Here is a 13,141-nt window from a genome sequence, read left to right as displayed (position 1 = left end):
GGATGCCTTCGTCGCGCCAATCGAGCGCCGCCCCCACCGGCCGGGCCGGACGGACCGCGTCGAACGCGCCGCCGACGGCGTCGGCCACGCCCCGCGCCCCGGCGCGGGTGACCCCGATGGGCAGGCCCGAAATCCGGCTCGCCAGAACGACATACGCCTCGAAGTCGAGGCCGGCGATCACCCCGCCCGTGAAGACGTCGGCGGCGTCCGACAGCGCCGCCGCGCGACGGCCGGCCGGGAGCGGGGTCAGGTTGCGTTGGGCGGCCAGGGTGCGCGCGACATACAGCGGCGGCACGAGGCTCAGCTCGGCTACCGCGGCGCCGGCCGTCGTGGTGATGACCTCGCGACGGCGGGTCCGGTACTCCCCGTCGGGGCCGAGCGCGTCGATCGCCACCAAATCGGCTGCGACACCGGGCACTTCGGCGGGCATGCTCAGTACACCCCTTCAATGACGGCCTCGCCCTCGAAGGTGGAAACCGGCCGCACCGCACTGACGGAGTCGCTGAGATCGGCCGCAGGCCCGGGCATCCTGACCGCGAGGTCGCGCTCCAGGTTGTTCGGGATGAACATGCCCTTGCTGATGTGGTTCATCACCACCTGACCGGTCTCCCCGTACGGCACCGGCTCGCCCGTGTCGGGATCGACCACCCAGAACACCACGTACGGTGTCCGCGGGTCGAACACGAACGCGTCGCCGTCGACACGGGTAACCGCCTGGGAGAGCACCATCGTGCTGCCGAACGCCATCGTGATCGTCGTCGCCGGGAAGAGGTCGCGGAGCAGGTCGAGGGTGTCGGCGTCCACGTGCGCTCCGCTGAGCAACAGGTAGCGGATCTTGTCGTTCAGCAGATCCACCACCCGGTCGTCGCGGGCCATGGCCTCCAGCAGCGGCGGGGTGGTGTGCAGGTTCGCGACATTCTGCGTCCGCAGCACGAACAGGGCCTGCTCGACGACGTGGTCGACGTAGGCGTCCACCTCGGAGGCCGCGCCGCGCGCGGCGACCTTCTTGACCCAGCGCGGATCGATGTCGATGCCGTGAAAGACCGCACCGAGGCGCTCGGCGACCAGCCGCGAGAAATAACCCACCCCGTGCGGCCCGCTCGGCATCAGGCACAAGAAGCCCTCGCCCCGGCGGAACCCGCCGGTGGCGAAGTCCTCGGTCTGCCACCGAACCACCTGTGCGACCCAATCCGGAAGCTGCACGGTCCTTTTCGGCGCGCCCGTGGTTCCGCCGGACTCGAATATCTGCGGCACCGGCGGTGGCTGCCCGTAGCCGCGGGGGATGAGGTCCTCGACCGGGACCGTGCGCAGTTCGTTGACGAGGTTGGGGAACAGTCGCAGATCAGTGAACGTTTTGACGTCGGTCATCGGATCGAAGTCGAGCGTCGCAGCGGTCCGCAACCAGAATGCCGAACCGGTGTCCTCCCCGAAGTGCCAGGCCATCGCCGCGCGCAGGTAGGCCTCCAGGTCCTCGAGCGGTTCCGAACGCGGAACGTCCAGCAGCGAAAAATCGACATCGGCCATGTCAAGAGATCCTTGCCCATCCGCACCCGATCACCAAGCGTCCGCCACCGTATTGGCTTACTTCGCAGGGAGTTTCGGCGCTGTGTACCCGCCGTTCACTTTGGCAACACGGGTGTGCGGTCCCGCGGCTGAGTCTGCTTTGCGCCGACGGTCGGGTGTGACCTTTATGCGCTGCGGCCCTGAGGCTATGTTCTCTGTAGCGGAAGGGGACGGATCATGGCGGCGGACAACGGCATACCGGCGTGGCTTATCGGTAGCGCGGAGTGCGAATGATCGAGTTCACCCTCACCCGAACCGCGAGAGCGCCGATCGAGACCGTGTTCGACGCCATGACCGACCACCGCGCGATCGCCCGGCACACGCGGCTGTTCCGACGCAGCACGCTTGATCGCGAGGGAACCCCCGCTCCGAACGGTGTCGGTGCGATCAGACGTCTGGTGGCGATCGGGCCCCCGTTCGTCGAGGAGATCATCGAGTATGAGCGGCCCACCCGCTACGCGTACAAGATGCTCTCGGGCGCACCGACGCGCGATCACATCGGCACGATCCGGCTGCGCGAAACAGACACTGGAACCGAGGTCAGCTGGCATCTACGGTCAACGCTGAAAATCCCCGGTGCTGACCGGCTGATGCTGCCGGTGTTCAAGAAGGTCATCGACGAACTCCTCAAGGGCGGCGTCGCCGCCGCCGAGCGTCGCAGCTAAGCCGCGCGGTTGTGTAGCCGGCGCGGGTCGACGCCCGACCGCCGCCACGCGGTTGCCGCCCACGGGGTGTAGATCGCGCCGATGGGCAGCCGGTTGATCAGCGGGTTGAGCGCGCGCATGGCGGCCGCGAACCGTTGGAATCGCCTCTCTTTCTTCGCATTCCACTCCAGTTGGCAGACCTCGCGCATCTGCTGCGGCATGGTCCCGACCAACACCAGGCGGGTGTAGGCGTTCAGCGGGGCGGACAGCACCTTCCAAACCGGGCCGGGAATCCAGCGCGGGCCCGGGATTCCCTTCCTGATGTAGCCGGTCCCGTACAGGACGGTCTTGTGCGGGACGAACCGCTCGAGCATCTCGTCCCAGTAGGCGAGGAACTCGTCGTAGGTCTGCGGCTGGCCGCGGTCGCTGACGCCGTAGAGGCTGTACCACACCTTGCCCTCGTCGAAGATCCGCTCCTTCTCCGCGTGCGACAGCCGGCGGATGAACGTGTCGGTGTTGTAGATGACCTGATCGACGAAGCTGGCGTGTGCCCAGTAGAAGAGTTCGGGATTCAGCGCGTGATACCTCGACCCGTCGCTGATGGTGCCCTTGATCGTCTTGTGGAAGTCGCGCACCTTGCGGCCCCACTCGCGTGGCTCGTCGGAGTAGACGGTCTTCATCAGCGGCGGCGCGGTCCGCTTCGCCCGACCTAACGTGTCGCTGAAGACCACCGAGTGGTCGAGCACGCCCTGGGCGAGTTGTTCGATGCAGTTCTCCACGCCCGCCGTGCGCTGGAACCCGAAGAACTGGGTGCGGTTGTCCCCGTAGAACTTCCAGGTCAACGACTCCGGTCCGAGCCGCGCGCCGGCGGCCCCGGCAGGCCCGTCTACCGGCATGGGCAACGCCTCCCGCACCCCGGTGTCGAAGCGGGTTCCCGCCGTGAAAGGGGTGGGGGCGGCCGCCAACCCGTCGTTGTGGGTGGTCATGCTCCCCTCCCCGCGGCCTCAGCCGCCATGCCCTTGCGAATCAATGACACAAAACCGTATCTTTGTTTCAACAGCCTAGCAACCGGTCGCGCCGATCGCATACCGGGCGGTCATTCGAGGAGTTGAGGCGATGCGGACAGCCACGCAGCCCGACGCGGACGCGGCGCTGAGCGACGTCGACCGCACCATCCTGGACACCGCGCGCGCCGTCTTCGAGACCTACGGCGTGCGCCGGGCCAACATCGAAGACGTCGCGGCCCGCGCGGGCGTCAGCCGCAGCACCGTGTACCGGCGCTTTCCCACCAAGGACGACCTGTTCGGACACGTGGTGCGGCGCGAGGCCGAATCCTTCTTCAGCACGCTGGACCGCGCGACCACCGGCTGCGATCCGCAGCAGGCCGTGGTCGAGGCGTTCGCGCTGGGCGTGCGCCTGGTCCACGACTCGAAGCTGTACTCGCGGATCGCCGAGAGCGAACCCGAGCTGTTGGGCATGTTCTCCCGATCGCGGGCCTTCCCCATCGGGCAGTTCGCCGACGGCATCGCCCACACCCTGCGCCGCTGCGGGACCGACATTCCCGACCGCGACCTGTCCAACATCGCCGACATCCTGCTTCGCGTCGCGCTCGGCATCATCGTGTTTCCCACCGACCGCCTCGACACGTCAGACCCCGCGGCCGTCCGCGAGTACGCCGCCCGTTACCTCGTGCCGATCATCCGCCGCTGAGCGGTTCCGGCGTGTCGGTGACCTGCACTAGCCTGGATGCGTGGCTGGGAGTTCTGCGGCTCCGCGAACCCGGTACGCCAGTTGCGGCGAGATCGACATCGCCTATCAGGTCTTCGGCGATGGTCCGATCGACCTGCTCGTGCTGCCGGGCCCGCTGATCCCGATCGACTGCGTCGACCTCGAGCCGTCGATGTACCGGTTCCATCGCCGGCTCGCGTCGTTCTGCCGGGTGATCCGGTTCGACCAGCGCGGCATCGGCCTGTCGTCGCGGGTGCCCGCGGACATGCTCGGCCCGGAATCGTGGGCGCAGGACGCGATCGCGGTCATGAACGCGGTGGGATGCGAGCGGGTGACGATCTTCGCCCCGGGTTTCACGTCGCTGGCCGGGATTGTTCTGGCGGCCGACCATCCCGAGCGGGTGAACAGCCTGGTGATTGCAAACGGCGCGGCGCGCACGCTGCGTGGGCCCGATTACCCCATCGGCAGCGACCTCGACGACGCCGACCGCTTCACGACGGTCGGGATGGAGCCGGACGCCGTCGAGCAAGGGTTCGACATGCTCGGCATCATCGCGCCCTCCGTGGCGGGCGACGCCGCGTTCAGGTCGTGGTGGGACATGGCCGGCAACCGGGCGGCGTCGCCCAGCATGGCCCGCGCGTTCATCAACAAGGTCAGGGAGGGCGACGTCCGCGACCGGCTTCCCCGTATCGCCGTCCCGACCCTGATCCTGCACCGCGACAACCAGGCCTTCAGCCCCGTCGAGCACGCCCACTACCTGACCGAACACATCCCCGGCGCACGCCTGGTCGAGTGCCCGGGCGGGGACACCCTGTACTGGGTCGGCGACACCGCCCCCGTCCTCGACGAGATCGAGGAATTCATCACCGGCGTGCGCGGCGCCTCCGACGCCGAGCGCCTGCTCACGACGATCGTGTTCACCGACATCGTCGGCTCCACCGAGCGTGCCGCGCTGCTCGGCGACCACCGCTGGCGCGACCTGCTCGACAACCACGACACCCTCGTTCGGCACGAACTGCTGCGATTCTCCGGGCGAGAAGTCAACACGGCCGGGGACGGCTTCGTCGCGACGTTCAGCAGCCCGAGCGCCGCGATCGCGTGCGCCGACGCCATCGTCGACGCGGTCCGCGTGCTGGGCATTGAGGTGCGGGTGGGCATCCACGCCGGTGAAGTCGAGGTGCGCGGCAACGACGTCGCCGGCATGGCCGTACACATCGGCGCCCGGGTGGCCGCCCTCGCCGGCCCCAGCGAGGTGCTGGTGTCCTCCACGCTCCGCGACATCGTCACCGGATCGCGGCACCGCTTCGGCGACCGCGGCGAGACAGCACTCAAGGGCGTGCCGGGCCAGTGGCGGTTGTACTCGCTGGTGCGCGAGCACGCCGCCGTCAGGCGGTGACCGAGTGCGGCTCGGCGTACGCTGCGTAGTGGCGGGGTAGGGGCCGCCAGGGGGCCTTCTTCCGGCGGCCCGATCCCCGATTCCGGCGTACGGCTTGGTATTTGGTCGAAGGAGTGCGCATGACCGACGTGCACGTCTCGTTGCCCCCCGCGCTGCGTCGAGCGCTGGAGCTGCTGGCCGATCCGCCGGCGAATCCCGATGTGAGCAAGGGTTATCTGGATCTGCTCGGTAGCGGATCCGACGAGGGCAACGGCGTCGCCAAGAACACCGGCCCGATCCAGGCGGCGTGGGCATCACCGATCGGATCGATGCTCTACGACAACGCCCAAGCCCTGTCGCGGCGGTTGATCAGCGCGTGGCAGACACCGCTCGAGTGGTTGAACATCCCGCCCGGCGGCACAGCGCTCGATGTCGGCTCGGGCCCGGGTAACGTGACCGCGTCGCTGGCACGCGCGGCCGGCCCGGGCGGGCTCGCGCTGGGGGTCGACATCTCCGAGCCCATGCTGGCGCGCGCCGTCCGCAACGAGGCCGGACCGCAGGTCGGCTTCATCCGGGCTGACGCACAACGACTTCCGCTGCGCGACGACACGGTCGACGCGGTCATCTCGACGGCCGTGTTGCAGCTGATTCCCCATCCGGAGACCGCGCTGGGCGAGATGGCGCGGGTGCTACGACCGGGCGGCAGGCTGGCCGTCATGGTGCCCACCGTCGGTCCGGCCGCCCGGCTGTTCCAGAAGCTGCCGAACGTGGGGGCGCATGTCTTCGACGAGGACGAGATCGGCGACATCCTGGAAGGCCAGGGATTCGTGAGCGTGCGCGTGAAGAACTACGGCACGGTCCAGTGGGTGCGGGGTAAGAACGGCTGAGTCAGTCGCGTTTCACAGCGGCCGTGGCCTCACGAGTCGGGGTTCTGTGCGACCGTGGCGAGCCGGTCCATCGATTCGCGCAACATCTCCGGCGTCGTCGCGCGAGCGCGTTCCAGGCGGCTGGCGTCGGTCAGCCCCGTCCAATCGTAGGTGTGGGTCACCGTGGTGAGTTCGGCGTTCACCGGGCTGAGCTCCCAGCGCCACAGGTGACCGGGCGGCTGTTTTCTGGGTTCGGCTGGGCACCAGGCGATTTTGCTGCCTTCGACGAATTCCACGACGTGGTTCTCCCGCACGGCGCCATTGGTCAGCTTCGTGGTGAACACGTCCCCGACGGCGCGGACTCGTTGGCCCGGGGCGGACGAGGCGAGGTTGTTGTTGCCGTCCCAGCTCGGCTGGCGCGCGGGGTCAGCGATCAGCTCGAAGATCCGCGCGGCGTTGGCCGCGATGACGCGCGTGGCGCTCACGATGCCTTCGATTTCCATGTCCGACATACCGCTATCCAAACACGTCCACCGGAGCGCCGCCGCGGTGTGAATGTGACCTTCGGCCGAAGCGTTGAGGACCTTCGACCGTCGAGCTACCGGCCGGCGGGGTGCGACCGTGGTGGATGCCGGGGCAACCCGGTGGTCTGCTCGAAGTGCAGCAAGCCCATTTTTGGGCGAGGCCATCCGCAAGGGCCTGATTGACCCACCGTCTTAAGACGGGGAACTGCCTTCGGGCAGACCCTCATGCCTACGGCATCCGGGGCAGCGCCTCGACCGGCCCGGACAGCGCCGCCTTCACGTAGCGGGTGTCGTCGTCGGCCAGCACCTCGGGCTCGCCCCCTTCGATACCGTCGACGATTGCGTGCGCCACCTGACGCGGGTCGTTCTTTGGTGCGTCGAAGCCGGACGCCATCTCGGTGTCGGTGAAGCTGAGGTGCGCGGCGACCACCAGGGTGCCCTGCTTTTCGAGTTCGATCCGCAGCGTATTCGTCGTCGACCACAGCGCCGCCTTGGAGTCGCCGTACCCGCCGGAGCCGGGCATCCAGGACAGGATCGAGGCGATGTCGACCAGCGCGCCGCCACCGTTGGCGGCCAGGATCGGCGCGAAGGCCTTGGCGACGCGCAGCGCACCGAAGTAGTTGGTCTCGAACACCGCGCGCACTTCCTCGATGTCGCTGTCGAGCAGCTTCGCCGCGCCGAGGACACCCGCGTTGTTGATTACGATCTCGGCGTCCGAAGCCGAAGCTGCCAGAGCCGCAACGGAGTCCGCATCGGTCACGTCCAACTCGGCGCTGACCACGCGCGGGTCCGCGCTGGGTTTGGGCGCCCGCGCCGTCGCGTAGACCTTGGCCGCGCCCCGCTCCAACAACTCGTCCACGATGGCCTTGCCCAGCCCGCGCTGTCCGCCGGTAACTACGACCGTCGACCCTTTGATGTTGACCATGATCCAGACTCCTGACGTAGGTAAATCCAATTTGTTTCTGTCACCGTAGTTGCCGGTGTCGACATAGTCAAGTATCTTTTAGTTATGTCTATTTCATGGGCTGCGTCACAGCGGTACGGCATCACCCCGGCGCCCGGCGGCCTGGCATTGGTCCAGGACTTCCTCAACACCAGGGGGATCGCGGGCTATGGCCCGGACCTGCTGGCTGACACCGCGGTCGCCCGCGACTGGGTCGCGGGCGCGGTGCGTAACTGGTCGACCACCCGCGGCGAGGTGCTACCGCCGCCCAAGCTCGACGACGCAGATTTGACCAAGCTGCGCTCGTTGCGGGACACCATCGATGCACTGGTGAGCGGCGAGACGACGGGCGGACGAGGCGCCATTCCCGCGGCCCTGGTGGTCTCCGACGCCGGGGCGGTCCGACTGGAGCCCAGCGGCGCCGGGTGGCGCTGGCTGGCGTCGGCGCTGTGGGCCGAGATTCTGCTGAGCCAGCACGCCGATACCTGGCGGCGCGTCAAGCGGTGCCACAACCACCACTGCGGGTCGACGTTCTACGACCGCTCCAAAAACAACAGTGGGGTCTGGCACGACGTCAAGACGTGCGGTAACGCCGCCAATCTGCGCGCTTCGCGGGCCCGTCGACGGGAACGCGAGCGCGCGATGGGCCTAGCGGTTCCGCCACAGTAGGCGGTAGCGGTAGTAGAGGCCCCGCCGGATCGTTGCTTCCGGTAGCACGTCGGCGGACACCCGGCGAATCTCCTGGAGACTTTCCCGCGGATCGGCCACGGCCACGCCGATGTTGCGAGTCTCCCGGTGCAGCAGCGACCCTGCGCGCGCGGCGGGGGTGCACAGGGCGGCCCATGCCCAGTCGGCGACCGTTTTGTTGGCCGACAGCCCCACGACGGCGAGTTCCCCTGCGGGCGTGAGCATTTCGCGTGCCCTCTGCAGGGTCTCGCGCAGGGGCAGATGATGCAGGCTGGCCACGAACGTGATGAGGTCGAACGAGCGCGGCTCCGCCGCGAAGGCTTCGAAGCGGGCGAGGAGCACCGAGGCATTGTCGGTGGATTGCAACCGATCTATCGCCCGTTCGACCGCGGTTGGGTCGGCATCGATGCCGACGACGCTGCGCGACACCGTGGCCAGCCGCCGGGCGAGCAACCCGTCGCCGCACCCCACGTCCAAGGCGTCGCCGCGATGGCGCGCGGCGATGTCGACCAGCCAGCCGTGATACGCGGCGTTGTGGTTCCAGTAGTCGTGCGGGCGGTCGGCCCTCAGCAGCGCTCCGCGCCCCGTGGCATGAGCCTCACGGCGCGTGCGCGGCTTGGCCGGGTTCTCAGCACCACCCGCAACGCGTAACCGGCACGCGCCTTGATCGGCGTCACGACATCGAGATTGCTAGGGCTCTGACTGATCCAGGAGGGCAGTGTCGCCACGGTTTCGATCCTTCGTCTGTTCGGCCTGTTGCGCCGATTCATTGAATTGCACCGGGGCCGCTTTACGGGCGCGCCGCGCCGGGGTAAACGCCACGAAAAGCCATTTTGTGGCCCTACGCACAGCCGCCCGTGCGCCGGCGCGCTGTCACACATTGGCCGGGCGTCTGAACTTCCGCAGGTAGGCCGGCAGCCCCCGCGCGGGTGGCGCCTTGGGCCAATCATCGGCCCGGAAGTAGGCGTCGGTCCCGCCATCGACGAAGACGACACTGCCGCAGAGGAATTCGGCGGATTCGGACAGCATGAAACACATCCACTCGGCCATGTGCCGCGCCTCGCCGAAGCCACCGATTGGCACGGGGAAGGACCGGACGGCCTTGGCCTGCCGGGGCGTCGCGAGCTGTTCCTGCAGCAACGGCGTCATGATGGCTCCGGGCGCCAGCGCATTCAGCCGCACGCCCGCGCCCGCCCACTCGGGCAGCACCGCGTTTCGCCGCACCCAACGACTCAGGGCGATCTTGGAGGCCGCGTACATCATCGTCGGCGCGGCCGGGCCGAACGGTCGCACCGCTCGCAGGGCCTTGCCGGCGTCATGCGCGAGGAACGCCTTCACCGCGCGGCGCGGGACGAGGGGCACCGTCGTCGCCGAGTTACTGGCCACCACAACCACTTTCGCGCTCTCGGCCGCGACCAGCGCCGGTCGCCACGCGACCAGCGGCTCGACGACGCCGAAGAAGTTGACCTCGCCGATCTGGCGTAGCCGCTCTCGACCGGGGCTGGGCCCGAGCCCGGCGGCCAGCACCGCGCCGTCGAGTCTGCCGCCCGAGGCCGCCAGCACGCCGTCGGCGGCCTGCCGACGCCCCTGTGGCGTCGACAAGTCGGCGACGACGTCGGCGTCTTTGATGTCGACGCCGATCACGGTGTGCCCGTCGGCCTTGAGCCGCTGCGCGGTCTCGTGGCCCATCCCGGATGCCGATCCGGTGACCGCATAAGTGCCCATCGCCTTAGTTCTTACCAGCCGCGGTGGCCTGGGGCCTCAGGTTTTGGCGGCGGCCTTCTCGACATCGAGCAGCTGCTCGCCCCGTCGCTCCTCGTCGTACGCTTCACGTCCGCCCCGCAAACCGAACAGGCGTTTCGAGAACAGCAGGTAGACCACGGCGGCCACGTTGATGGTGAAGGTGACCACGCGGGTCATCGTGATGCCCTTGGCCAGGTCGTGAATCTCCAAGGGCAGGAACACCGACGTGGCTATCACCGCGAAGTACTCACCCCAGCGCTTCAGCAGCCACAGACCGACACCTTCCACCACCTCCAGCAGCGCGTAGGCGGTCAGCATCAGGGTCAGCAAGGCCAGGGTGGAGGGTTTGGCGGCCAGCGCCTTCTCGAGTTCGTGCACGATGGTCATCTGGTCGACCTTGAACCCGGCGGCGCGGAAGATCGGCAGGTCGCGTTCGAGGGTGGCCTGGATGGCTCCCCGGGCTCCGCGAAACTTCCACACCGCATAGGCGGCGAGCGCGATCACCACCGCGCGGAACAGGCGTTCCACCGCGAGCGCCCGGATGATGATCGCCTGGCGTAAAGCCTTGCCGCGCATGATCATCGGCGCATCTTCGGCGCGTCCCCGCCCGTGTGGCGCGCCGACGGTGAACTCACCGCAACGCAGGCAGCGCCACACCTCGCCAAGTCCGGTGGTGCCGCTCAGCCGGGCGGCGAGATCCTGTTCGTCGGGCGCATAGGTGGCGTGTCCCGCGATTGCGCAGGTAACCAACTCCCACCTATTGATGCCCTGATCTTTGCGCATGGCCGATCATCGCACTGCCGGCGGCGGGTAACGCAAGAGGGCGCGTCAGAACCGCGGATTGGCCCGCGGCCGTTGCGCGCGGGGGCTTACCGCCGCCAGGAGACCGGTGAGGTCGGTGACCGAGATCTCGTCGAGGTGATCGACCGCCGCGACGATGTCGGCGCGCAACGCTTCCCCGCAGAAGGGTTCGGCCAGCCAGGCGAACTTGTCGATGACGCGTTCCCACGACATGGGCCGGGTGGGCGAGCCCTCGTAATCGGCTTGCTCACGGTGGAATTCGCGCCCGTCCCGGGTCGACAGGTGAACCCGGGCCGCGGTGCGTTTCGGATAGTCGGCGGTCAGGTCGGCAGCCGGTTCGACGTCGACGCGCGCCAACAGCTCCTGCACGTCGGCGCGGCGCACCCGCTCGGTTTCCAGCTGTTCGGGGCCCACCCCGCCGTCGAGGAGTGCAACCGCGCTCAAGTACTTGAGGTTGTAGTCGGCCTGCTCCTTGGTGCGGGGCTCATCCTTGGCGCCGTAGGCTCCCCCGCCGGCGAAGTCATAAGCGCCCTGGAAGACCTCGAGGGTTACCCGCGCGATGTCCTCGCCCCGCAGGGAGTGCTCGTCGCGCAACGCCAAGATCGCGTCGATGACGACCTGGCCGTGAATCAGTGAGCAGTACTGCTTCAAGTAGGTCCGTTCGACGCAGGCGAGCCCGCGGTCGGCGGCCGCGAGATCGATCGGCTGATCGAAGAGTTGGACGAGGCCGTGCGGGCCCTCGAACAACGACCGCGGGCCGGTGACGCCGCGGGCGGCCAGCATGGTCGCGTAGACGGCGCGCATGCCGGTGATGGCCGGTGAGATGCCCTTCCAGTTCGAGACCGGTTCGGCGTGCACGGTGGCCAGCGACACGTTGTCGGTCGCCGCGGCCGCGATCGCGTTGGCGGTCTCGTCGACGCCCAACCCAAGCAACTTGGCCGCGCCGGCAGCCACCGACATCGACAGCTGCAACGCGTGATTGAGTCCCCGCGCCATCACGGGCACCCGGGCGCTGAATCGGCATTGCACCTCGTAGGCGACCGCCAGGGCCAGCAGGAAGTCGGCTCCGCTGGCGCCGGTGTGCTCGGCGACGGCCAAGATCGCGCCGAAGTTGTCGGCGGGATGGCACAGCCCCCCGACCGTCAGATAGGTGTCAAGGAGGTCGGGATACCGCACCAGCACCGCGTTGAAGAACGCGGCCTGGTCCACCGACGCCCGTCCCCCGCCCACCAGTGTCGCGGTCGGGGCGCCACTGAACTGGTCGGTGTGCTCGCGAACGGTCGCAATCAGCTCCCCGTCCAGGGAACCGACCGCGCAGGCGATGCTGTCGAGCACGTTGCGTTTGAGCAACGCCCGTGGCCGTCCCGTCAGGTCCGCCTGCTCCGCGCCGACGACGAATCCGGCCAGTTGCTCGACAACGTAGTTCTCTGCCATGACTTTTCGCCTTCCGGGCCGACCACTCCACTGAAGCGCGGCGCCGGCCCGCTCGTCCAGGACCGTTCTCTTACCAGTGTTCGGGGCGAGTTCTCACCGCAGGTGGGGATCGCCGGCGGGGGCCCACCAGCGGCCGGCGGGCGGGGCCGGCCAGTCGCGGGTGCGCGCGATCGTGAGCAGCGCGTCCACGGCGTCACGCACGCTGGCGCGGTCGTCGTCGCGCCGGTGCAGCAGCGACCATGTCCACAGCGGTATCGGCTCGGCGACGGGGCGCTGCCCCAGACTCGGTGGCAGCGCCGCGGTATGGCGTTTCGGTGATGCGAGCACGGCCGCGCCCACCTTGCGCACGTGTGCGTAAAACGCATCCCCGGTGATGCCGCCGTCGTCGATGTGCACGACGCGGGCGCCCACGGCCGCCGCGAACTCGGTGGCGTATCGGTTCCACGACGACCACGCCGACTCGTCGGCGTCGACAAGCACGCTGAGCCGTTGCGCGGCAACGGGATCCGCCGAGGAAGTGCCGGGCAGGACCGCGCGCAGCGCCTCGGTTCGCACCAGGTGTGCCACCAGGCCGAGCTGACTGACCTGGTCGGCAGTGACCCACGCCAGCGCGACGTCGAGGGTGCCCTCGGCAACGCGTTCGGCTTGCGCATGCGACGGCAACACCCATTCGTCGAGGCGCAAGTCCGCCGCAGAACCCACCAGGGTGGTGAGGTCCTCGGGCAGCCAGCTGACGTACCCGAGGCGTACCGGCGTGCTGCGCGCGGCCGCCCGCTGGAGCCGGCGCTTGGCATCGTCGGCCAGCGCCAGGATGCGGCGCGCGTCCGGAAGAA

The 13,141-nt window shown here is 68.6% G+C and carries 14 protein-coding genes and 1 pseudogene; 5 read left to right on the top strand and 10 right to left on the bottom strand.

The window, feature by feature from the left end:
- A pseudogene (locus A9X05_RS09280) lies at positions 1–397 on the bottom strand (aldehyde dehydrogenase); the annotation flags it as partial.
- 35 nt (positions 398–432) lie between these two features.
- A complete protein-coding gene (locus A9X05_RS09275) occupies positions 433–1,524 on the bottom strand; it encodes an AMP-binding protein (RefSeq protein WP_067780810.1) in 1,092 nt (363 codons plus the stop codon).
- A gap of 269 nt (positions 1,525–1,793) precedes the next feature.
- Between A9X05_RS09275 and A9X05_RS09270 the strand changes: the two genes are divergently transcribed.
- Positions 1,794–2,228: an SRPBCC family protein gene (locus A9X05_RS09270; RefSeq protein ID WP_067759866.1), complete on the top strand. Its 435-nt coding sequence runs from the start codon at positions 1,794–1,796 to the stop codon at positions 2,226–2,228.
- Here A9X05_RS09270 and A9X05_RS09265 read toward each other — a convergent pair.
- Positions 2,225–3,193: an oxygenase MpaB family protein gene (locus A9X05_RS09265; RefSeq protein WP_067780807.1), complete on the bottom strand. Its 969-nt coding sequence runs from the start codon at positions 3,191–3,193 to the stop codon at positions 2,225–2,227. The genes A9X05_RS09270 and A9X05_RS09265 overlap by 4 nt on opposite strands.
- Before the next feature lie 130 nt (positions 3,194–3,323).
- On the opposite strand from A9X05_RS09265, the gene A9X05_RS09260 reads away from it, so the two are divergent.
- The 3 genes from A9X05_RS09260 (at position 3,324) to A9X05_RS09250 (ending at position 6,197) form a co-directional block, all read left to right on the top strand.
- On the top strand, positions 3,324–3,917 hold the full coding sequence (locus tag A9X05_RS09260) for a TetR/AcrR family transcriptional regulator (RefSeq protein ID WP_067780804.1): 594 nt from the start codon (positions 3,324–3,326) through the stop codon (positions 3,915–3,917).
- A 40-nt stretch (positions 3,918–3,957) separates the two neighbouring features.
- Positions 3,958–5,331 carry an adenylate/guanylate cyclase domain-containing protein gene (locus A9X05_RS09255; protein WP_067760155.1) on the top strand — a complete coding sequence of 458 codons (1,374 nt, stop codon included), beginning with the start codon at positions 3,958–3,960 and terminating at the stop codon, positions 5,329–5,331.
- 119 nt (positions 5,332–5,450) lie between these two features.
- On the top strand, positions 5,451–6,197 hold the full coding sequence (locus A9X05_RS09250) for a methyltransferase domain-containing protein (RefSeq protein ID WP_067760159.1): 747 nt from the start codon (positions 5,451–5,453) through the stop codon (positions 6,195–6,197).
- A 29-nt stretch (positions 6,198–6,226) separates the two neighbouring features.
- Here the strand turns inward: A9X05_RS09250 and A9X05_RS09245 are convergent, their stop codons facing one another.
- Positions 6,227–6,688, bottom strand: coding sequence for an SRPBCC family protein (locus A9X05_RS09245; protein ID WP_067760166.1), 462 nt, complete (start codon positions 6,686–6,688; stop codon positions 6,227–6,229).
- A 241-nt stretch (positions 6,689–6,929) separates the two neighbouring features.
- Positions 6,930–7,625: an SDR family oxidoreductase gene (locus A9X05_RS09240; RefSeq protein WP_067760168.1), complete on the bottom strand. Its 696-nt coding sequence runs from the start codon at positions 7,623–7,625 to the stop codon at positions 6,930–6,932.
- Between the two features lie 84 nt (positions 7,626–7,709).
- Here A9X05_RS09240 and A9X05_RS09235 point away from each other — a divergent pair, with 84 nt between their 5' ends.
- On the top strand, positions 7,710–8,312 hold the full coding sequence (locus A9X05_RS09235) for a CGNR zinc finger domain-containing protein (protein ID WP_231969233.1): 603 nt from the start codon (positions 7,710–7,712) through the stop codon (positions 8,310–8,312).
- On the opposite strand, the gene A9X05_RS09230 is transcribed toward A9X05_RS09235, so the two are convergent.
- The 5 genes from A9X05_RS09230 to A9X05_RS31585 form a co-directional block, all read right to left on the bottom strand.
- Positions 8,292–8,903 (bottom strand): bifunctional 2-polyprenyl-6-hydroxyphenol methylase/3-demethylubiquinol 3-O-methyltransferase UbiG, encoded by a 612-nt coding sequence (locus A9X05_RS09230; RefSeq protein ID WP_067780800.1) that lies wholly within the window; start codon positions 8,901–8,903, stop codon positions 8,292–8,294. The two genes, A9X05_RS09235 and A9X05_RS09230, sit on opposite strands and share 21 nt — an antisense overlap.
- A 300-nt stretch (positions 8,904–9,203) precedes the next feature.
- A complete protein-coding gene (locus tag A9X05_RS09225) occupies positions 9,204–10,055 on the bottom strand; it encodes an SDR family oxidoreductase (protein WP_067760173.1) in 852 nt (283 codons plus the stop codon).
- A 36-nt stretch (positions 10,056–10,091) separates the two neighbouring features.
- Complete coding sequence (locus A9X05_RS09220) at positions 10,092–10,856, bottom strand: DUF2127 domain-containing protein (protein ID WP_067760176.1); 765 nt, start codon at positions 10,854–10,856, stop codon at positions 10,092–10,094.
- A 45-nt stretch (positions 10,857–10,901) separates the two neighbouring features.
- Positions 10,902–12,308, bottom strand: coding sequence for an MmgE/PrpD family protein (locus A9X05_RS09215; protein WP_067780796.1), 1,407 nt, complete (start codon positions 12,306–12,308; stop codon positions 10,902–10,904).
- 93 nt (positions 12,309–12,401) lie between these two features.
- On the bottom strand, positions 12,402–13,141 hold a 740-nt coding region (locus tag A9X05_RS31585; protein WP_067760188.1), incomplete at its 5' end, for a LysR family transcriptional regulator.

This window comes from Mycobacterium sp. E3298 (genome assembly GCF_001666895.1).
Lineage (GTDB): Bacteria > Actinomycetota > Actinomycetes > Mycobacteriales > Mycobacteriaceae > Mycobacterium.
The sequence above is the reverse complement of the archived record's forward strand: the minus strand, read 5'-3'. Positions and strand labels throughout refer to the sequence as shown.